Consider the following 19,700-nt stretch of genomic DNA (forward strand, 5'->3'; position numbering starts at 1 on the left):
CCCTGACATGCCCACAAAAACAACGATGTACCTGGAAACGCCGCCGCGCCTGATCGAGACCAAGCTTTTCTCCGCCATGCCCGACAAGTTCCGCCGCAAGGGCGCGCGGACGGACTGGGCCGATGCCAACCGGCCTGGCATTGCCACCGACAGCTTCATCGAGGGGCCGTCCTTCGACAAGGACGGCCATCTCTACATCGTCGACATCCCCTTCGGCCGCATCTTCCGCATTGCGCCTGATGGCGAGTGGTCGCAGGTCATCGAATACGAGGGCTGGCCGAACGGGCTGAAGATCGCGCCTGACGGCCGCGTCCTGGTCGCCGATTACATGCACGGCATCATGGAGCTCGACGCCGAAGCCGGCCGCGTCAAGCCGGTGCTGACCGCACGTAATTCGGAATCCTTTCGCGGCTGCAACGACCTGCATCTCGCCTCCAACGGTGACATCTATTTCACCGATCAGGGCCAGACCGGCTTGCACGATCCGAGCGGTCGGGTCTACCGGCTTGCAGCAAATGGCCGGCTCGACTGTCTGATCAGCACCGGCATCAGCCCCAACGGCTTGGTGCTCGACCCGACCGAGACCGTGCTGTTCGTCGCGATGACGCGCGACAATGCGGTGTGGCGGCTGCCGTTCATGAAGGACGGCAGCGTGTCGAAGGTCGGCCGCTTCTGCTCTCTGTTCGGCACCAGCGGTCCCGACGGCATGAGCATGGATGCCAAGGGCCGCCTGTTCGTCGGCCACGCCTCGCTCGGCCACGTCTTCGTATTCGCGCCGAACGGCGAGCTGATCGCACGGATCAAGTCGTGCGCGGGACCGAATTGCACCAATGTCGCGATCGGTGGCGAAGCCAACGATCGTCTCTACATCACGGAGTCCTCGACCGGTAGCGTGCTGGTCGCGGATATCAGCGGACTGTGAGCTCCAACATGAGAACAAATCCCTTCGGCAAGACGGGCACCAACGTTTCCGTCATCGGGCAGGGCACCTGGTATCTCGATCACGGCGATCGCAAGCGCGCCATTGCCGCGCTTCAACGCGGGCTCGATCTCGGCATGACCAATATCGACACTGCCGAGATGTACGGCGATGCCGAGCTCGTCATTGCCGATGCCATCGCAGGCCGCCGCGACGAGGTGTTCCTCGTTTCAAAGGTGCTGCCTAGCAACGCCTCGCGCCGTGGCACGATCACGGCGTGCGAGCGCTCACTGAAACGCCTCAAGACCGATCGCCTCGATTGCTATCTCCTGCACTGGCGCGGCTCGTATCCGCTGGAGGATACCGTCGCTGCGTTCGAGGAGCTGGTGAAGACTGGCAAGATCAAGTCCTGGGGGGTCTCCAATTTCGATGCCGACGATCTCGACGAGATTCTCGAAGTGGCCGGCGAGGGCCGCATCGCGTGCAATCAGGTGCTCTATCATCTCAAGGAGCGCGCGATCGAACATGCCGTGATCCCCTGGTGCGAACGGCATGGTGTCGCCGTGGTCGCCTATTCGCCGTTCGGTCATGACGATTTTCCGGATGCGCGCAGCAAGGGCGGTGCGGTCCTCGCGCGCATCGCGGAGGCGCGTCGCGTGACGCCGCGCCAGGTCGCGCTGAGCTTCCTCACCCGTGCAACTACGGTGTTCGCGATCCCGAAGGCGTCATCGGCGGAACATGCCGGCGAGAATGCGGCGGCGGGCGATCTCGTGCTGACGAAAGACGAGATTTCGGCGCTCGATGCGGCGTTTCCACGCGGACCGAAGCCGCGCAGCCTGCCCATGCTGTAATGCACAAACGTCTATTATTAATGGAGTATTGACGCGCGCGGCGGCTCGCGCATATCGGCATCCTGTTTTCGGAAGTTGTGAACGCGGCGCAATTGTCGTTTTTTACGACTGTTCTCGATTCGCAATTTCCCGGGTTCCAGCCGTGACACCGCCGCCCGCTGCAGCCGCAAGGCTCGACAGTATTCCCATGCCCGTGCCGGAGAAGAAGCAGCAGGCTCGCCGCGCGCCTGCGCGCGTCGATCATCCCTTCAAAGGCATTGCATTGGTGCTGTTGTCGACCGTGTTCCTCGGCCTCTCCGACACCACCGCGAAATATCTGTCGACCAGCCTGCCCTCGATCGAGATCACCTGGATCCGCTTCGTTACCTTCGCGCTGATGTTCACGCCGGTGATGATGCCGGGCTCGCCGCTGCATGCGATGCGCACCGAGCGTCTTGGCCTGCAGCTGATGCGCGGCGTAGCACTGCTCGGCTCCTCGCTGTTCTTCATCACCGGGCTAAGCTTCCTGCCCATTGCGGAAGCCTCGGCCACCGGCTTCGTCTCGCCGCTGTTCGTCACCGCGCTCTCGATCATCTTCCTGAGCGAGAAGGTCGGCATGCGGCGCTGGATCGCCACCGCGATCGGCTTGACCGGCGTGCTGATCATCCTGCGGCCGGGCACGAGCGCGTTCCATGCTGCCGCGTTCTTCCCGATCATCTCGGCGTTCTGCTGGGCCGCCGCGCTGATCCTGACGCGCATGATGAGCGGCCGCGAGGCCGTCCTCACCACCATGGCCTATTCGGCGCTGACGGGCGTTGCGATCCTCAGTGTCATGGTGCCGTTCGTGTGGGTCACGCCGAGCTGGAGCGCGATCGGGCTCGGCATCGTGATCGGAGTTGCCTCCACTGTAGGCCAGTGGATCATCGTGCTGGCCTATCGCTATGGCGATGCGTCGGTGCTGGCGCCGTTCTCCTACACGCAGCTGCTCTGGGTCAGCATCTTGGGATTCTTCATCTTCGGTGAGGTGCCTGATCTCTGGACCATCGTCGGCGCGGCCTTCATCGTCGCGAGCGGCCTCTACATCGCCCATCGCGAGCGGGTGCGGCGCGCCCAGCTTCTGGTTCTGGAAGAGCGTTCGCCGAACCCCTGACGCAAGTTCGCGCCTCCCATCGCGTGCTATCAATGGCTCCAACACCAGGGGAGGAGCCGGATGCGCGCTGCGATTTTCAGGAACGGTGAGATTGTCGTCGATCGGCTCGCGGAGCCGACGCCGGGTCCCGGCCAGGTTCTGGTCAAGACGCTTGCCTGCGGCATCTGCGGCTCCGATCTGCACGCGCGCCAGCACGCCCATCGCATGGTCGAGATGGCGCGGAAGGTCGGCCGCAAGCCGATGGACCTCAGCCGCGACGTCGTGTTCGGCCATGAGTTCTGCTGCGAAATCGTCGACTATGGTCCCGGCACATCGCGCAAGCTCAAGCCCGGCACCCGCGTCTGTTCGCTGCCGGCCCTCGTGACGCCTCAGGGCATCGAAGGCATCGGCTATTCCAACGACAATATCGGCGGCTATGCCGAGGCCATGCTGCTGAGCGAATCGCTGCTGCTCGAAGTGCCCAATGGTCTTGCGCCGGAACATGCTGCGCTCACCGAACCGCTCGCCGTCGGCGTTCACGCGGTCGCCAAGGCGAACATAAGTGGAGGCGAGGTGCCGCTCGTAATCGGCTGCGGCCCGGTGGGCCTTGCGGTGATCGCGGCGCTGAAGCTTAAAGGTCTGCACCCGATCATCGCCGCCGACTATTCGCCGGCGCGGCGCGCGCTCGCCGCTCAGCTCGGCGCCGACATCGTGGTCGATCCCAGGGTGTCGCAGCCCTATGCGACCTGGGCCGAGCACGCGCAGATGTCGGACGCCGAGAAGGCAGCGCGGCCGCCGTTCCAGGCCATTTTGCCGGCGCTGAAGCCTGCGATCATCTTCGAATGCGTCGGCGTGCCCGGCTTGCTGCAGCAGGTGTTCGAGGGTGCGCCGCGCGATGCACGCATCGTCGTGGTCGGTGTCTGCATGGAGACCGACAAAAGCGAGCCGATGCTGGGCATCATGAAGGAGCTGAACGTCCAGTATGTGCTCGGCTACACGCCCGAGGAGTTCGCAGGCTCACTGCGACTGATCGCGGAAGGGCAGGTGGATGCCACTGCGATGGTGACGGCCGAGGTGGGCCTCGACGGCGTCGCAAAGGCGTTCGCGGATCTGGCCAACCCCGAGGCACACACCAAGATCATCGTGCAGCCGTGGCGTTAGCCGCTTGGTAGGTGCTGTAGGGTGGGCAAAGGCGCATGGCGCCGTGCCCACGATGCATCCGCTGTCGTGACGAGAACGGTGGGCACGCTTCCGCCGTCGCTCTTCGAGCTATGTCGGACAAGCCGCTTTGCCCACCCTACGAGACCTTCAATACTTCGCCGGCACGTACATCTCCGGCGGAACCGGGCCGCGCTGATAGTCGGGGTGGCGGACGCGCGGCGGCAGCATCACCGGCGCGCGAGCGACCTCTTGGTACGGGATTTGGCTCAGTAGATGCGCGATGCAGTTGAGCCGCGCGCGCTTCTTGTCGACGGCATCGACGATCCACCACGGCGAGTCCGGAAGATGCGTATGCTCGAGCATCGTCTCCTTGGCCTTGGTGTAAGCTTCCCAGCGGCTGCGGGCCTCGACGTCCATCGGGCTCAGCTTCCACTGCTTGAGCGGATCCTTGATGCGCATGGTGAAGCGGAACTGCTGCTCGTCGTCGGTGATCGAGAACCAGTATTTGACCAGGATGATGCCAGAGCGGATCAGCATGCGCTCGAATTCCGGCACCGTCTTGAAGAACTCCCGGTATTCCTCCTCGGTGCAGAAGCCCATCACGCGTTCGACGCCGGCGCGGTTGTACCAGCTGCGGTCGAACAGCACGATCTCGCCGCCGGCCGGCAGGTGCGCGACGTAGCGCTGGAAGTACCATTGCGTACGCTCGCGTTCGTTCGGGGCGGGCAACGCCGCGACGCGGCAGATGCGGGGATTGAGGCGCTGGGTGATGCGCTTGATGACGCCGCCCTTGCCGGCGGAATCGCGGCCCTCGAACAGGACCACGACCTTCTTCTTCTCGCTCTGCACCCAGTCCTGCAGCTTGACCAGCTCGCCCTGGAGGCGGAGCAGTTCCCGGAAATAGAGCCTGCGATCGACCGTCGGCTTCAGTGTGCCCGTCTCGTCCAGGAGCTCGTCGAGCCTGGTGTCATCAAGCTCCATCTCAAGCTCCTCGTCGAGGTCGTCGGCCATTTCCTGAATGATGCGCTCGCGCTTGGCGATTTGGGACGTGCGGTCGGATGCAGTCATGGGCGTCTTCTCTCGGCTAGGGTGCCAGTATTACCAACGACCATCGACGGGCTTTGTTGCGCCCATGTGACAACCCGCCAATCCCCCTCAGCGAGGTTCACACCGGCAGCGCGATCGAATATTTCACCTGGCTCAGCGCAAAGCTGGACTCGATCGAGGCGATGCCGTCGAGCCGGGTCAGCTTGGTCTTGAGGAACGTCTCGTAAGAGGCGAGGTCGGCGGCGACGACACGCAGCAAATAGTCGCGGTTGCCGGTCATCAGATAGCACTCCAGCACCTCGTCCCATTTCGAGATCGCGCGCGCGAAGCGGTTGAGGTCCTCCTCCTTCTGCCGCGCCAGCTTGATCGAGATGAATACGCTGACGTGCAGTCCAAGCGCCTTCTGGTCCACGGTCGCGACATAGCGCGAGATGACGCCGCGCTCTTCCAGGAGCTTGACCCGCCGGTGGCAGGGCGAAACCGACAGGCCGACCTTGTCGGCGAGCTCCTGCATGGTCAGCCGGCTGTCGGCCTGGAGTAGCGCGAGGATTTTGCGGTCGATGGAGTCCAGATCGGGCATTGGGATGAAACCTGCATAATGGCGGCGAGGCTGGTAAAATATCCCAATACTTTGGCACATGTCGCAAGAAATTGAGATATTCGGCGCGTTCCGCAGGCGTATGATCGACGGATCAGATTCCGGAGCAGCGCGCCATGCCCGTCGATTCCGCCCGTCTGGACACATTGACTGCCCTTGCCCGCAAGGCGCTGTGGCTGTCGTCCTGGACCATCCATCACGCCAACCACATCCGCCCGAGCGCGGACGGCCTCAAGGTCGGCGGCCATCAGGCCTCGTCCGCTTCGCTTGCCACCATCATGTCGGCGCTGTACTTCCACGTGCTACGACCCGAGGATCGCGTCGCGGTGAAGCCGCATGCGAGCCCGGTATTCCATGCCATCCAATATCTGTTCGGTCGGCAGAGTCGTGAGAAGCTGGAGAATTTCCGCGGCTTCAAGGGCGCGCAGTCCTATCCCTCGCGTACCAAGGATGTCGATGACGTCGATTTCTCCACCGGTTCGGTTGGTCTGGGCGTTGCGCAGACGCTGTTCGCCTCGCTGGTGCAGGACTACGTCAAGGCGCATGGCTGGATGAAGGATCGCCGCGAAGGGCGGATGATTGCGCTCGTCGGCGACGCCGAGATGGACGAAGGCAATATCTGGGAAGCGCTCGCGGAGGGCTGGAAGCACGGCCTGCGCAACACCTGGTGGGTGGTCGACTACAACAGGCAGTCGCTCGACGCCGTCGTGCGCGAAGGTCTCTGGGAAAAGTTCGAGACCATGTTCCGCAATTTCGGCTGGGACGTCGTCATCGTGAAATACGGCCGCCTGATGCGCGAGGCCTTCGCCGAGCCGGGTGGCGAGGCGCTGAAGCGCTGGATCGACAATTGCCCGAACGCGCTCTACGCCGCGCTATGCTTCCAGGGCGGCGCGGCCTTCCGCAAGCATCTGCATGACGAGATCGGTGATCAGGGCCCGATCACCAAGCTGATCGACAAGCGCAGCGACGACGAACTCCTGGCGCTGATGTCCAATCTCGGCGGCCATGACATGGCGAGCATGCTGGAAGCGTTCGAAAAGATCGATCACGATCGTCCGGTTTGCTTCATCGCCTACACCATCAAGGGCGTCGGGCTGCCGTTCCAGGGCCACAAGGACAACCACGCCGGCCTGATGACCGTCGCGCAGATGGAGAAATATCGCGACAGCCAGAACATCCGCCCAGGGCATGAATGGGACAAGTTCGAGGGCCTCGCTCAGGATGCGGCCGAGCTGGAGGCTTTCCTCGCGCGCGTGCCCTTCAATCAGGATGGCCGTCGCCTCGGCGCACCCGTCGTCGAGGTGCCCCAGCAACTGGCCTTCAAGCCGTCGCCGCAGATGTCGACCCAGCAGGGTTTTGGCCTCGTGCTGAACGAGATCGCACGCAGCGACAGCGAGCTGGCAAAACGCATCGTCACGACCTCGCCCGACGTCACGGTCTCCACCAATCTCGGCCCCTGGGTCAACCGTCGCGGTCTGTTCGCGCGTGCCGAGAAGGCGGATTTATTCCGCAGCGAGAAAATTCCCTCGACCTACAATTGGGACGCTTCGCCGAAGGGCCAGCATCTCGAGCTCGGCATTGCCGAGATGAACCTGTTCATCATGCTCTCCGCGCTCGGCCTGTCGCATCAGATCAATGGCGAGCGGTTGTTGCCGGTCGGCACGCTCTACGATCCCTTCATCGAACGCGGCCTCGATGCGCTGAACTACGCCTGCTACCAGGATGCGCGCTTCATGGTGGCGGCGACCCCGTCGGGCATCACGCTCGCGCCCGAAGGCGGCGCGCATCAGTCGATCGCCACCCCGCTGATCGGCATGGCGCAGGATGGCCTCGCCTCGTTCGAGCCCGCTTTCGTCGACGAGCTCGCCGTGATCATGGGTTGGGGCTTCGACCATATGCAGCGCGATCCGGGCGAAGGCGGCTCGGTTTATTTGCGGCTCTCGACGCGCAGCATCGAGCAGGCGCAGCGCATCATGACGCCGGAGCTGAGGCAGGGCATCACCGACGGCGCTTACTGGCTGCGCAAGCCGGGCCCAAATGCCGAGGTCGTGATCGCCTATACCGGCGCGGTCGCACCGGAAGCGATCGAGGCGACCGGCTTCATCGGCGAGAGCCGCCGCGATATCGGCCTGCTCGCGATCACTTCGGCCGACCGCCTGCATGCCGGCTGGACCGCCGCACGGAAATTGCGCCGCGACCGCCGCGGGGTGCAGCATCTCAGCCACATCGAGAAACTGCTGGCGCCGCTGCCGCGCGACTGCGGCATCGTGACCGTGATCGACGGCCATCCCTCTGCGCTCGGCTGGCTCGGCGGCGTCCGCGGCCATCGCGTCGAGGCGCTCGGTGTCGAGCAGTTCGGCCAGACCGGCACCATCGCTGACCTGTACCGGCACTACGGCATCGATGCCAACGCCATCATCGATGCGGCCGAAAGCCTCACCACCGGCGCGCCGGTGCTGCATCGGAAGATGGCGGTGTAGTTGCGGTAACCGCCGCATGGGCCCCGGCTCTGCAGCACACCGCTGCTCTGGACGATGCTTCGCATCGCAAGGATAGCGCTGCGCTGCGTCCGGGGCACGTGAGTGTCTGGACTCGTTATAATCTCGTGTCCTGGACGCGGCGCGGCATGAAATGACGCGACGCTGAGCCGGGACCCAGGTTCTTGCGATCGATGGCCGCTTGCCTCGCTTCAAATCGCGTCCCATATTCCGCGCGTCCGCCGCAACGCTGGCCCCGCATATGGCGGGTTCAACTATCGGCGCTTTCGTGCAAGGATGCCTGCCGAAACGCCCCCTCCAAGCCCCCAACAAGAGGTTACCGATGGTCAATCGCATGCAATTCTACATCGACGGCGCCTGGGTCGATCCCGCCGTCAAGAAGTCCACCGCCGTGGTCAACCCCGCGACGGAAGAGGCGATGTACGAGGTTGCGCTGGGCTCCAAGGCCGACGTGGACAAGGCGGTCGCCGCCGCCAAGCGCGCCTTCGCCACCTTCTCGCAGACCAGCCGCGAGGAGCGCGTCGCACTGCTCACCAAAGTGATCGAGATCTACAAGGGCCGTCTCAAGGAGATCGGCGCTGCCGTCTCCGACGAGATGGGCGCGCCGCTGCCGATGGCGGAGAAGCTCCAGGCCGGCGCCGGCCTCGGCCATCTCATGACCACGCTCGACGTGCTCAAGAACTATCATTTCGAGGAGCCGGTCGGCACCGCCATGGTGCTGCGCGAGCCGATCGGCGTGGTCGGCATGATCACGCCCTGGAACTGGCCGCTCAACCAGATCGCCTGCAAGGTCGCGCCCGCGCTGGCCGCCGGCTGCACCATGATCCTCAAGCCGTCGGAGTTCACGCCGACCTCCGCGCTGATCTTCGCGGAAATCCTGCATGAAGCCGGCGTGCCGAAGGGCGTGTTCAACCTCGTCAATGGCCTCGGTCCCGAGGTCGGCGCCGCCATGAGCGAGCATCCCGACATCGACATGATCTCGTTCACCGGCTCCACCCGCGCCGGCATCGACGTGGCGAAGCGCGCCGCGCCGACCGTGAAGCGCGTCAGCCAGGAGCTCGGCGGCAAGTCGCCGAACGTCATCCTCGAAGGCGCCGACCTCACGAAGGCGGTGACCGGCGGCGTGATGCACATGTTCAACAACTCCGGCCAGTCCTGCAACGCGCCCTCGCGCATGATCGTGCCGCTCTCGAAGATGAAGGAAGTCGCCGCGATCGCGAAGGCCGTCGCCGACAAGACCAAGGCCGGTGATCCCCGCGGCGAAGGCACCACCATCGGCCCGGTCGTCAACCGCGGCCAGTGGGACAAGATCCAGGGCCTGATCAAGAAGGGCATCGACGAGGGCGCAACGCTCGTCGCCGGCGGCCCGGGTCTGCCAGAAGGCGTCAACAAGGGCTTCTATGTTCGCCCGACCATCTTCGCCGACGTTACCCCTGAGATGACGATCGCGCGCGAAGAGATCTTTGGACCGGTGCTGACCATCATCGGCGCCAAGGACGAAGCCGATGCCGTGCAGATCGCCAATGACACGCCCTATGGCCTCGCCGGCTATGTCACCGGTGCAACGGTCGAGGACGCCAAGCGCGTCGGTCGCCAGATCCGCGCCGGCAACGTCAATCTCCAGGGCGTGCCGAACGACCGCACCGCGCCGTTCGGCGGCTACAAGCAGTCCGGCAACGGCCGCGAGTGGGGCAAGTACGGCCTCGAGGATTTCCTCGAAGTGAAGGCCGTCGCCGGCTTCAACGCGGCGTAAGTTTTAGCGGCTGAATAGACAAAGCGCCGGAGCGGGCAGCCGCTCCGGCGTTTTTCGTTTCGTCATTCCGGGGCGTCGCGAAGCGACGAGCCCGGAATCCATTCATGCACCGAGGCCATCGCGCGATGGATTCTCAGGTGCGCAATTGCGCACATAGCTCGCGCCGAGGACGGCGCGCCCCGGAATGACGGGGAGAGAGAGCAGGGGCCTATCCCCCCGCCGCGCCTTGCGTGTTCACATACAGCGCGTAGATCGACTGGCTCGCGGCCATGAACAGGCGGTTGCGCTTGACGCCGCCGAAGCAGACGTTGGCGCAGCGTTCGGGCAGGGCGATGCGGCCGATCATGACGCCGTCGGGCGCGAACACAACCACGCCGTCGAGCTCAGGATCGCCCATGCCCCAGCCGCACCAGAGATTGCCGTCGATGTCGCAGCGCATGCCGTCCGGCGTGCCCGGACCGGCATCGATATGGACGCGCTTGTTCGAGATCGTGGTGCCCTCGGGCGAAACGTCATAGGCGAGGATCTTGCGGTTCGGCACGCCGCGTGATTCCACGACATAGAGGATCTTCTCGTCCGGCGAGAAGCACAGCCCGTTCGGCCCGAGCACGCCTTCGGCGACGATGGTCGCCTTGCCGGTCTCGGGATCGAGCCGGTAGACGTTGGGCTCGATCTCGGGCTCGGCCTTGTAGCCCTCGTAATTGCCGAGCAGGCCGAAGGTCGGATCGGTGAACCAGATCGAGCCGTCCGATTTAACGACGACATCGTTGGGCGAGTTCAACCGCTTGCCGTTGAACTGATCCATCAGCACGGTGATGCTGCCGTCATACTCGGTGCGGGTCACGCGCCGGCCGCCGTGCTCGCAGGTGATCAGCCGGCCCTGCCGGTCGCGCGTGTTGCCATTGGCGAAGTTCGAAGGCTTGCGGAACACGCTGACGGCCCCTGTCTCTTCCTCCCATTTGAGGATGCGCTGGTTCGGGATGTCGCTGCAGAGCAGATAACGCCCGTCGCCGAACCAGACGGGACCCTCCGCCCAGCGCAGACCAGTCGCCAGCCGCTCCACCGCCGAAAGCTTGAGCCAATATTTTTCGAAGCGGGGATCGAATGCCCTAATCGCGGGGTCGGGGTAATAGGTCGCCGGCCGCCAGCCTGGACGTTCCTGGGAGTCGGACGATGCCTCATTCATGTCGGTTCTCTCGTTTCGTTCCCTCTGGACAATCCTGCTATCATTAGGGACACGTGTCCGCAAATCGGTCACCACAGGCGAGGGAAGACATGCCGCGTATTTTGATGACGGGAGCTTCGGGCGGAATCGGCACGAGCCTGCGGAAATTGCTGCCGCCGATCTATCCGGATCTCCTGCTGTCCGACATCAAGCCGCCGGCCGATCTCGGCGCAAACGAAAAATTCAAGGCGGCGGACCTCGCCGATCTCGCGCAGTGCGAGGCGATCTGCGAGGGCGTCGACGGCATCCTTCATTTCGGCGGCTATTCGGTCGAAGGCACCTGGGATCAGATCCTCCAGGCCAACATCATCGGCGGTTACAATCTGTTCGAGGCGGCGTACCGCAAGGGTGTCAAGCGCGTGGTGTTCGCCTCGTCGAACCACGCCGTCGGCTTCTATCCGCGTCACTACAAGATCGGCACCGACGTTACCCCGCGCCCCGACGGCCGCTATGGCGTGAGCAAGGTGTTCGGCGAGGCGCTCGGTGCGCTCTATGCCGACAAGCACGGGATGAAGGTGACGTGCTTGCGCATCGGCAATTTCGGCGATATGCCGCTCGACCAGCGCCGGCTTTCGATCTGGCTCAAGCCCGATGACCTCGTGCAGCTCTGCCGGATCGGGCTCGAGCATCCCGACATCCATTTTGAAGTCTTCTACGGCGCGTCCCTGAACGAGCGCGCCTGGTGGGACAACCACCGCGCCTACGCATTCGGCTATCGCCCCACGGGACGCGCCGAGGATTTCCGCGATCACGCGATGGCCGAGCAGGCCAAGCTGAAGCCGGATCCGGTCGGCGATTATTTCCAGGGCGGTACCTTCTGCAGCATGGAGTTCGACGGCGACGCCAGCCGGATCATCGATTGGAACAAGCGGTAGCGTGATGGCAGCTTGCGCGGTTGCGGCTGAAGGGAGGCCCGCCCCATCGTGGCCACGCTTCATGACGACGATGTCGGTCCGGCTCGACAGTCGCTTGAGCTCACGCAGCGGCTAACGGCTGAGCCATTCGTTCGGAGAAGTCGCCCCGGCGACGTCCTATGCTTCCGAAGGATCGAGCATTTCGCCGATCTTGTTGACGGCGACATTGATTGACATGCCCTGGTAGTCGCCAGGATCGCCGAACCACGAGCCGGCCAGCGGCACGGCCTGGCCCGGATGCCGCGCAATGGCCACTGGGATGAGATCGAAGCCGGCGCTCAGGCTGTTGGTGGGATCATAGTCGAGCCAGCCGGCGCCGGGCAGAAACACCTGCACCCAAGCGTGGGTCGCGCCGGAGCCGGTCATACCCACAGCGCCACCGTCGAGCGTCGCATCGTAGAGATAGCCACTGACGAAGCGCGTAGCAAAGCCGAGGCGGCGCAACGTCCAGGCGAAGTCCCGACAGGTCCCGGATCTCGTGCGCAGCGTTTCACCGGGCGACTGAGTGCCTTCGGCGTCTCGCGAGCGATAGCTGAACTCGCTCCGAAACAGGCTCAGCATTCGGCGCAGCACGTCGGCAGTCCGGTCCTGATCGCCGGCCACGATGCTCTTGGTCCAGGCCGCATGGCTACCGTCTGGATCGTCGGCATGCGGACGCAGATAGCCGGCAAGGTCGGTCCACTCGTCCGGCGTGTACTGCACGGGGACTTCCTCGGCCCGGGACTCCAGCGGAAACGACTCCAGGCCCTTGATGCCGAAATAGATGCCGCGGACCTTGAAGGTGAATGTGAGCTCGGTGCCGGGCTCGCTGAAGTCCATCACCGTGACGGCATTGGAACGGGAGTCGGTGACCCAATGCACCTTCGATGGCAGGCTGGTCGAAGCGGACCAGCGAAGCAGCCGGGTGGCGGCGCCGCGCCGCGGCAGGAACATGGCCCGGTGCGTGCCGAACGTTACCGGCTTCGCATAGCGGTACGTCGTCGTATGCGTGATCTCGCCGATGATCGCCATGCATCGTTCCGCTTCGCGCCTGCGGAGGCGTCGAGTGCCGTCTTACGCAGGAAGGCCGGCGGATAGCTTTCGAACCGGCCCCACTTCGCCGTTGATCTAGATCAAGGCTGTCCCTCGGATCGTCAGGCTGTTCAGGTGATCACGCCTTCCGTCATGTGAATGGAGCGATGGGAATGGGCATCCTGTGGACGATCATCATCGGATTCGTCGTTGGGCTGGTCGCGAAGTTCATCATGCCGGGAGACAAATCCGAGCCAAGTGGGTTCATTTTGACCACAGTCCTCGGCATTGTCGGTGCTTTCGTTGCAACCTGGCTCGGCCAAGCCGTGGGATGGTATCGGTTCGGAGAGGGGGCCGGCTTTGTCGGAAGCGTGGTCGGCGCCATCATCCTCCTGTTTCTCTACGGACTTGTCATGGGTCGGCAGGGGCGCGCCTGAGCGATCTATATGATCGGCCGAGCGTGAAAATCAAAGTGCTTGCTGCCGTGGTACTCGCGACGATCGCGTCGAGACCCGTGCCAGCCGCGCCGCTCAGCTCGCTAGTCTTGGAGCCGGCCGGTAGAACCGCGGCCGGCCATCAAAAGTGCAGGTTGATCCGCAACAACGCCTGATGACGCTCGAACTGCTCTAGGTTGAGGCTGCGGCTGTCGCCGACGGCGCTGCCTGCAACCTGCATCTGCCAGGTGCCGGAGATGCCGACCTCCTTGGAGATGGTGTAGGAGAAGGTGGGCCCCGCGAAGACAGCGTCGCCTACGTAGCGGTTGAGCGCACCGCCGTCATAGGCCCGCGCGTAGCGAACGCCGAGGCCGAGCACGAGGTCGGGCGTCAATACATAAGATATCGCGGACTGCAGCTGCATCTCGGAATCGTGCCGCCACAGATTGGTGGCGATCTCGCGTGTTCCGCCGGTCGCGTACCAGACGTTGAAGGCCGCAAACAGCCTGTCCTTGATCAGCTCGCTGTCGAACAGCGCGGCGAACTCACCGCCATATTGCGCAATGTGCATGCCGCTGCCGTCGTCGATCCGGCTCCAGCCGGGCTGCGCGTGGAGGGTCAATCCGAATGGCGCGACGGCGCGATCGACCAGCTTGTAGCGCAGCTCGAGCGCACCGCCGCTGAAAGCGATGTCCCGATGATCGGCAAGTCCCGGAACGCCCTTGATGTGCTGTCCGCTCAGCGAAAACCCGGGGGCGATCCGGAAGTTATCCGACACCGTGTATTTGACCTGATTGAGATTGGCCCAGGCTGCGTAAGTGCCTGAACGTTTTCCGAAGGCGCCGACATTCTCGAACTCCACCTCGATGTCGCCGGTCTTGCCGATATCGGAGCCCATGCTGAAACCGAAGATGTGCTCGGTGTCGATCTCCGCGTGAGCTGACGGCAGGCCCTGCGCCAGCCGCGGCCTGCCTTCGGCGAAGGCCGAGACGCAGGTCACCAGTTGACCGGCCAAGATCGTTGCCGCCGCTGCGGCGCACGGGGCACTTAATTTTCCAAACACGAACAATCCACCCTCAACCGGGGGCCCCTCGATGCACGCACGGGACCTTCCCGATGCAAATGCAAGTCACTCGCAAAAAGATTTCACGGAACGGCTGTTGATGCAATTGTTGCGAGTCGTTCTTAGTTGCGTTCAAATGTCGCGGCTGCTTGCCGAAGCACCAGCTTTGACCGCGTTGATGGTAAGACCGCGACCCGGCCGATAGGACATTCAGGCGGGCCGGGCCAACATCGAGAAACCCGAAACTCGGCTGCGTCTTCTGCTGGAACCAGTGTGAATCGATGCCGAGACGATACTTGGCGGTCCTAGTGCGCTTGGCGATTACCGAAGCGCGCAGGCCAGAGACGTGATCGTGCTGCCCGCAAGAGGTTGCGAACGCACGATCACCCGATCGGCATCAACCTTTGGCGATGTCTCGCCTCATTTTCTGCAATCGCGCAAAGGCAGCCCACGCGTTTGGATATTGAGCGTCCTTTGAATCGATCGTCAGCAGCGCGCGGCATGCCTCGTCGATCTCTGCCGGTGAGGGACGCATCGAGATGTCGGCGGCTGTCTCGGCCTTCTTCCAGCGGTCCTCGACCTCTTTCGCCAAGGCCAGGGCTTCGGACGGCGTTCGTTTCCGGGTCGATCTCGCCAGTGCGTGATCCGGAGGAAATGTGGGCCACGCGGCCGGAGGCTGGTCGGCCCGCCGCTCGCTCTCCTTGGCGGCCTCACGCGTCGCAGACGGATTTTGCCCCTTTCCATTTCCGGCATCAGCCGGAACGGTCCGGGCGGCCAGCTCGCGGACTTGCTGCTCCATCGTGCCGCCGGACGACGATCCGCCCGAAGAGGCTGCAGCCGTCGTCAGGGCAGGCGCAACCGACGTCCTCACATCCGGGGCAGCCTTCTGAACGGTCTTGACGATCGACGCGCCGGGCGACAGAGCCGGCCGCTGTTGCGCGACTTTATCGTCTTCAGTGGGGCAAGGCCTGTATCCGGAACGCTGATGCGTTACCCGTCCGTCGTCGTCGATGCGGGCAAAATCAATGGCCACGGTGTAGACGAAGGCGACATCGACGAACTGGCCGGACTTGTCCCGTGCCTTGACGCCCCCGCAAACATATCTCGCTGCATCGGATTTGACTGAGCGCAACGTGCTGAATGTGGCCGTAGCAGGATCGATCAACGCATGTCGGACGGCTGCGCGTGCTTTCGCATGTTCCGAGGAGAATGTGCTGAGCACAAAGTCCGGGTTGATGAAAGCCGGCTGGTAGTACCACACACACTCCGCGGCGAAAAACGCTGCGCCGAAGCCGACTGCGATCAGGAAACCGGGGACATTCATGTGGTTGCTCCGGGCAATGGAACCCGGCATGGTTGTTTTATGTTACTACATCTATTTGCGATAGAGTCCTCTAACAAGCCGTTAATCGGTTGAGAGATTGCGCGGCATCTACCAGAAGGTACCAGCTGAATCGGATGAGTTCCGCCGGAACCCGTTGCGCTCTTGTACGCCGGGGAGGCAACAGTTGGATTCGCAGCGGCCGACCACACGTCATTGCGAGCGCGGCGAAGCAATCCAGAATCCCTCCACGGCAAGCACTGGATTGCTTGGCGGCGCTCGCAATGACGCGTTGAGGGAGCATGGCTCGTCCGCAGGCCGATGACCCCGCGGCGCTCCCATTGATCCAGGTCAACACCGCTCCGGGCATCGTCTGGCTCTCGACACGGGCGATCGAAATCCGAGAGAGCCACAACAATGAAGATCAAATTGTCATTCGTCGCGATGCTCGCGGCGTCCGTGCCGGCAGTGGCGCAAGCCGCGCCGCTCAGCGAGGCCGAAGCGACGTTTCTCAACCAGCTCGTCACCGCATCGGTGGTGCTCGAACAGCGATGCGACGGTTATGAGGTCGATGGTGCCGGCGGAGTCCAACTCGGCGCCCGGCTTCTCGGCAGCCCCGAAGCTGCGATGGCCATGATCGATGCCTACGCTGCTGCCATCAAAGCGCACGATGGAGAGAGCTACGATTCCGGCAAATTCCGGCCGGAAGTGTTCGACGCGGCCGCTAAGGCGTTTCGGCGGGTCCGCACAGACTTGATCAAGAACCCGAAAAGAGCGTGCGCGAATTATGGCAACGCCAGCGTGGAGCAAGGACTGCTGAGGCGATATTGAGTCCAGCGCGGCGCACGCTGCCCATGCGCGCCAAGAACCCCGCAGATCGTAGATCTGACGCCTTGCCGGTCCATCCTGTGGCGCAGGGTAGGCGAACGTTGTCCAAAATTCGCGACGCAAGGCCCTGCGTTGGCTGCCTCTGATCCAGCGTGGACCAATCTTATTGACAATCTGCATTGAGGCGGTACCACAAGGCAACTTCGAAGGATTGGCATGATGACGAGTGGCTTGCGCAAGGGTCTGACGAGCTATGGCGATGCCGGCTTTTCGCTGTTCCTGCGCAAGGCGTTCATCAAAGCCATGGGCTATTCCGACGACGCGCTGGAGCGTCCGATCGTCGGCATCACCAACACCTATAGTGACTACAATCCCTGCCACGGCAACGTTCCCCAGATCATCGAGGCCGCCAAGCGCGGCGTGATGCTGTCCGGCGCGATGCCGTTCGTGTTCCCGACCATCTCGATCGCCGAGAGCTTTGCGCATCCGACCTCGATGTATCTGCGCAATCTGATGGCGATGGACACCGAGGAGATGATCCGCGCCCAGCCGATGGATGCGGTGATCGTGATCGGCGGCTGCGACAAGACGCTTCCGGCGCAGGTGATGGCCGCGATCAGCGCCGATTTGCCGACCGTCGTCATTCCGGTCGGTCCCATGGTTGTTGGTCATCACAAGGGCGAGGTGCTGGGCGCCTGCACCGACTGCCGCCGTCTCTGGGCGAAATATCGCGCCGGCGACATGGACGATGCCGAGATCGAAGCCGTGAACGGCCGTCTGGCGCCGTCGGTCGGCACTTGCATGGTGATGGGGACGGCCTCGACCATGGCCTGCATGATCGAAGCCATGGGCCTGTCGCTGCCGATGAGTGCAACGATTCCGGCGCCGCATGCCGAGCGCTTTCGCTCGGCGGAAGCGAGCGGCAGGGTGGCCGCCGAAATGGCGAAGGCGAAGGGGCCGAAGCCGAGCGAAGTGTTGACGCCGGCCTCGTTCAGGAATGCGCAGGTGGTGCTCCAGGCCATCGGCGGCTCGACCAATGGGTTGATCCATCTGACCGCGATGGCGCATCGCTCGCCACATCGACTCGATCTCGAGAAATTCGACCAGATCGGCCGCGAGGTGCCGGTGCTGGTCGACCTCAAGCCGTCCGGCGAGCATTACATGGAGCATTTCCACCACGCCGGCGGGGTGCCGAAACTGCTGGCGCAGCTCGGCGATCTCGTCGATCTCGACGCGAAGACCATCACCGGTCAGACGCTGCGCGAGATCGCGGCGAATGCTGAGGACGTGCCTGGCCAGGACGCGATCCGCCCGCGCGACAATCCGATCAAGAAAGAGGGCGGCCTCGCGGTGTTGCACGGTAATCTCGCCCCGCGCGGCGCCGTGATCAAGCAATCGGCCGCGAGCCCGAAGCTGCTGCAGCACACCGGCCGCGCGGTCGTGTTCGAATCCGTCGAGGACATGACCTTGCGGGTGGACGATCCCGATCTCGACGTCACCGCCGACGACGTGCTGGTGCTGCGCAATGCCGGCCCGAAAGGCGCGCCGGGGATGCCCGAGGCGGGGTACTTGCCGATCCCGAAGAAGCTGGCGCGCGGTGGCACCAAGGACATGGTGCGCATCTCGGATGCGCGTATGAGCGGCACCGCGTTCGGCACCATCGTGCTGCACATCACGCCGGAATCCGCAGTCGGCGGCCCGCTGGCGCTAGTGCAGAACGGCGACATGATCAGCCTCGACGTGGCCAAGCGCAGCATCGAGCTGCTGGTCGATGCCGCCGAACTCGAGCGGCGCCGCGCCGCGCTGAAGCCGGCCGCAGCGCCCGAGGAGGCGCGGCGCGGCTATGCCTGGCTGTTCAACGAGACCATCATGCAAGCCGACGAGGGCTGCGACTTCGATTTCATGCAGCGGACCGGGCCCGGCGCTGCGAAACGCTGAGCGGCCACGGCGCTATTTGCCTTTGCTGGTGAACTTCTTCACGGCGGTGCCGAACGCCTCCGTGTTCATCGCCATGATGATCTTGTGCTCCTCGGCATCGAGCTGCTGCTTCACCGGCGTGGTCGCGGCCTGATAGACCAGCTGCTTGGTGCCGGCGATCGCCGCGTGCGGATTTTGCGCGAGGCGTTCGGCGAGTTGCCGCGTCGCCCCCTTCAGCTCCGCGGCGGGAACGATCTTGGCGACCAGGCCCCATTCGTAAGCCTGCTGCGCGGTAAAATTGTCCTCGGCCAGAAAGATCTGCAGCGCGCGGCGGGAGCCGACCGTGCCGACGATGCCGACCGTGGAGCCGCCGTCCGGCGACACGCCGATCTTGGCATAGGCCGGCGTGAACTTGGCATCGTCGGCGGCGATGCAGAGGTCGGTGACGAAAGCGAGGCCCATGCCGGCGCCGGCGGCCGAGCCGTGCACGCTCGACAGCGAGATCTTCGGCATGCGGCGGATGATCTCGATGAAGGCGTGATAGTGCTTCAGCAGCTCGCCGACGACTGGCGTCACCGTGCCCGCTTCGGCGGCGGCCCCGATGGTCTGCAGATCGCCGCCGGCCGAGAAGGCGCGGCCTTCGCCTTCGAGGACGACGACGCGGATGCTGTCGTCGCCTTCGAGCGTGGCCGCGAGCTGCTCGAGCTTCTGCGCGATCGCGAGATTGATCGAGTTGTAGGCGGCGGGGCGGTTGAGCGTGATGATTGCAATCGGGCCGTCGATCCGCAGCAGGGCGGGATCATCAGGCTTTGAGACGGGAGCTGGCATTCTGGAAATCCCCGGCATGAGGTTTGCTGCTGCAACTAAATCGCAGAAGGCGAGGGGTGACAATCCCCGGCCGCCAGTGCCCCCGCGCCCCGGCTCTTGCGCTGGGCCGAACGATAGGCTCAAATGGGCTCGCCTTCACCAAGGGACGGACACGAGCGCCGGCTCCTCCAGAGGCCAGCAAACCAAAATCAGCGTGAGAGGAGACGACATGGGTCACGCTCGTG

The 19,700-nt window shown here is 63.9% G+C and carries 17 protein-coding genes; 10 read left to right on the top strand and 7 right to left on the bottom strand.

Annotated elements, in window-relative coordinates:
• Positions 1-25 precede the first annotated feature (25 nt).
• The 4 genes from BCCGELA001_RS12670 (at position 26) to BCCGELA001_RS12685 (ending at position 4,039) form a co-directional block, all read left to right on the top strand.
• Positions 26-922 (top strand): SMP-30/gluconolactonase/LRE family protein, encoded by an 897-nt coding sequence (locus BCCGELA001_RS12670; RefSeq protein ID WP_060735436.1) that lies wholly within the window; start codon positions 26-28, stop codon positions 920-922.
• An 8-nt stretch (positions 923-930) separates the two neighbouring features.
• On the top strand, positions 931-1,770 hold the full coding sequence (locus BCCGELA001_RS12675; RefSeq protein ID WP_008550421.1) for an aldo/keto reductase: 840 nt from the start codon (positions 931-933) through the stop codon (positions 1,768-1,770).
• Positions 1,771-1,957: 187 nt separating this feature from the next.
• Entirely contained in the window at positions 1,958-2,899 is a 942-nt protein-coding gene (locus BCCGELA001_RS12680; RefSeq protein ID WP_008550419.1) for a DMT family transporter, read from the top strand.
• A gap of 60 nt (positions 2,900-2,959) precedes the next feature.
• The gene (locus BCCGELA001_RS12685) at positions 2,960-4,039 is read left to right on the top strand and encodes a zinc-binding dehydrogenase (protein ID WP_008550417.1); all 1,080 of its coding nucleotides are present in this window, start codon (positions 2,960-2,962) and stop codon (positions 4,037-4,039) included.
• A gap of 147 nt (positions 4,040-4,186) precedes the next feature.
• Here BCCGELA001_RS12685 and ppk2 read toward each other — a convergent pair whose 3' ends face one another.
• Positions 4,187-5,107, bottom strand: coding sequence for a polyphosphate kinase 2 (gene ppk2, locus BCCGELA001_RS12690; protein WP_008550415.1), 921 nt, complete (start codon positions 5,105-5,107; stop codon positions 4,187-4,189).
• A gap of 97 nt (positions 5,108-5,204) precedes the next feature.
• Positions 5,205-5,666 carry an Lrp/AsnC family transcriptional regulator gene (locus BCCGELA001_RS12695; protein WP_008550413.1) on the bottom strand — a complete coding sequence of 154 codons (462 nt, stop codon included), beginning with the start codon at positions 5,664-5,666 and terminating at the stop codon, positions 5,205-5,207.
• Between the two features lie 134 nt (positions 5,667-5,800).
• Here BCCGELA001_RS12695 and BCCGELA001_RS12700 point away from each other — a divergent pair, with 134 nt between their 5' ends.
• Together BCCGELA001_RS12700 and BCCGELA001_RS12705 are read left to right on the top strand one after the other, a co-directional pair.
• A complete protein-coding gene (locus tag BCCGELA001_RS12700) occupies positions 5,801-8,164 on the top strand; it encodes a transketolase (protein ID WP_060735437.1) in 2,364 nt (787 codons plus the stop codon).
• A gap of 340 nt (positions 8,165-8,504) precedes the next feature.
• Entirely contained in the window at positions 8,505-9,935 is a 1,431-nt protein-coding gene (locus tag BCCGELA001_RS12705) for an aldehyde dehydrogenase family protein (protein ID WP_060735438.1), read from the top strand.
• A 208-nt stretch (positions 9,936-10,143) separates the two neighbouring features.
• On the opposite strand, the gene BCCGELA001_RS12710 is transcribed toward BCCGELA001_RS12705, so the two are convergent.
• The gene (locus BCCGELA001_RS12710; RefSeq protein WP_060735439.1) at positions 10,144-11,121 is read right to left on the bottom strand and encodes an SMP-30/gluconolactonase/LRE family protein; all 978 of its coding nucleotides are present in this window, start codon (positions 11,119-11,121) and stop codon (positions 10,144-10,146) included.
• An 89-nt stretch (positions 11,122-11,210) separates the two neighbouring features.
• Between BCCGELA001_RS12710 and BCCGELA001_RS12715 the strand changes: the two genes are divergently transcribed.
• Positions 11,211-12,035, top strand: a complete 825-nt coding sequence (locus BCCGELA001_RS12715; protein WP_008550398.1) for an NAD-dependent epimerase/dehydratase family protein — start codon at positions 11,211-11,213, stop codon at positions 12,033-12,035.
• 156 nt (positions 12,036-12,191) lie between these two features.
• On the opposite strand, the gene BCCGELA001_RS12720 is transcribed toward BCCGELA001_RS12715, so the two are convergent.
• Complete coding sequence (locus tag BCCGELA001_RS12720) at positions 12,192-13,085, bottom strand: transglutaminase family protein (RefSeq protein ID WP_008550396.1); 894 nt, start codon at positions 13,083-13,085, stop codon at positions 12,192-12,194.
• A gap of 173 nt (positions 13,086-13,258) precedes the next feature.
• Here BCCGELA001_RS12720 and BCCGELA001_RS12725 point away from each other — a divergent pair, with 173 nt between their 5' ends.
• On the top strand, positions 13,259-13,522 hold the full coding sequence (locus BCCGELA001_RS12725; RefSeq protein ID WP_008550394.1) for a GlsB/YeaQ/YmgE family stress response membrane protein: 264 nt from the start codon (positions 13,259-13,261) through the stop codon (positions 13,520-13,522).
• A 139-nt stretch (positions 13,523-13,661) separates the two neighbouring features.
• Here BCCGELA001_RS12725 and BCCGELA001_RS12730 read toward each other — a convergent pair whose 3' ends face one another.
• Both BCCGELA001_RS12730 and BCCGELA001_RS12735 read right to left on the bottom strand, forming a co-directional pair.
• On the bottom strand, positions 13,662-14,534 hold the full coding sequence (locus BCCGELA001_RS12730; protein WP_008550392.1) for a hypothetical protein: 873 nt from the start codon (positions 14,532-14,534) through the stop codon (positions 13,662-13,664).
• 445 nt (positions 14,535-14,979) lie between these two features.
• Positions 14,980-15,906, bottom strand: a complete 927-nt coding sequence (locus tag BCCGELA001_RS12735) for a hypothetical protein (RefSeq protein ID WP_008550390.1) — start codon at positions 15,904-15,906, stop codon at positions 14,980-14,982.
• 414 nt (positions 15,907-16,320) lie between these two features.
• Between BCCGELA001_RS12735 and BCCGELA001_RS12740 the strand changes: the two genes are divergently transcribed.
• The gene (locus BCCGELA001_RS12740; protein WP_008550388.1) at positions 16,321-16,734 is read left to right on the top strand and encodes a hypothetical protein; all 414 of its coding nucleotides are present in this window, start codon (positions 16,321-16,323) and stop codon (positions 16,732-16,734) included.
• 216 nt (positions 16,735-16,950) lie between these two features.
• On the top strand, positions 16,951-18,669 hold the full coding sequence (locus BCCGELA001_RS12745; protein ID WP_060737635.1) for an IlvD/Edd family dehydratase: 1,719 nt from the start codon (positions 16,951-16,953) through the stop codon (positions 18,667-18,669).
• A 12-nt stretch (positions 18,670-18,681) separates the two neighbouring features.
• Here the strand turns inward: BCCGELA001_RS12745 and BCCGELA001_RS12750 are convergent, their stop codons facing one another.
• Complete coding sequence (locus BCCGELA001_RS12750) at positions 18,682-19,476, bottom strand: enoyl-CoA hydratase/isomerase family protein (protein WP_008550382.1); 795 nt, start codon at positions 19,474-19,476, stop codon at positions 18,682-18,684.
• Positions 19,477-19,700 lie beyond the last annotated feature (224 nt).

It is taken from the genome of Bradyrhizobium sp. CCGE-LA001, assembly GCF_000296215.2.
Classification (GTDB): domain Bacteria; phylum Pseudomonadota; class Alphaproteobacteria; order Rhizobiales; family Xanthobacteraceae; genus Bradyrhizobium.

Coding starts and splice junctions, on each gene's coding strand:
- BCCGELA001_RS12670 (WP_060735436.1), top strand. CDS start 26: ATGTACCTGGAAACGCCGCCGCGCCTGATCGAGACCAAGCTTTTCTCC.
- BCCGELA001_RS12675 (WP_008550421.1), top strand. CDS start 931: ATGAGAACAAATCCCTTCGGCAAGACGGGCACCAACGTTTCCGTCATC.
- BCCGELA001_RS12680 (WP_008550419.1), top strand. CDS start 1,958: ATGCCCGTGCCGGAGAAGAAGCAGCAGGCTCGCCGCGCGCCTGCGCGC.
- BCCGELA001_RS12685 (WP_008550417.1), top strand. CDS start 2,960: ATGCGCGCTGCGATTTTCAGGAACGGTGAGATTGTCGTCGATCGGCTC.
- ppk2 (WP_008550415.1), bottom strand. CDS start 5,107: ATGACTGCATCCGACCGCACGTCCCAAATCGCCAAGCGCGAGCGCATC.
- BCCGELA001_RS12695 (WP_008550413.1), bottom strand. CDS start 5,666: ATGCCCGATCTGGACTCCATCGACCGCAAAATCCTCGCGCTACTCCAG.
- BCCGELA001_RS12700 (WP_060735437.1), top strand. CDS start 5,801: ATGCCCGTCGATTCCGCCCGTCTGGACACATTGACTGCCCTTGCCCGC.
- BCCGELA001_RS12705 (WP_060735438.1), top strand. CDS start 8,505: ATGGTCAATCGCATGCAATTCTACATCGACGGCGCCTGGGTCGATCCC.
- BCCGELA001_RS12710 (WP_060735439.1), bottom strand. CDS start 11,121: ATGAATGAGGCATCGTCCGACTCCCAGGAACGTCCAGGCTGGCGGCCG.
- BCCGELA001_RS12715 (WP_008550398.1), top strand. CDS start 11,211: ATGCCGCGTATTTTGATGACGGGAGCTTCGGGCGGAATCGGCACGAGC.
- BCCGELA001_RS12720 (WP_008550396.1), bottom strand. CDS start 13,085: ATGGCGATCATCGGCGAGATCACGCATACGACGACGTACCGCTATGCG.
- BCCGELA001_RS12725 (WP_008550394.1), top strand. CDS start 13,259: ATGGGCATCCTGTGGACGATCATCATCGGATTCGTCGTTGGGCTGGTC.
- BCCGELA001_RS12735 (WP_008550390.1), bottom strand. CDS start 15,906: ATGAATGTCCCCGGTTTCCTGATCGCAGTCGGCTTCGGCGCAGCGTTT.
- BCCGELA001_RS12740 (WP_008550388.1), top strand. CDS start 16,321: ATGAAGATCAAATTGTCATTCGTCGCGATGCTCGCGGCGTCCGTGCCG.
- BCCGELA001_RS12745 (WP_060737635.1), top strand. CDS start 16,951: ATGACGAGTGGCTTGCGCAAGGGTCTGACGAGCTATGGCGATGCCGGC.
- BCCGELA001_RS12750 (WP_008550382.1), bottom strand. CDS start 19,476: ATGCCAGCTCCCGTCTCAAAGCCTGATGATCCCGCCCTGCTGCGGATC.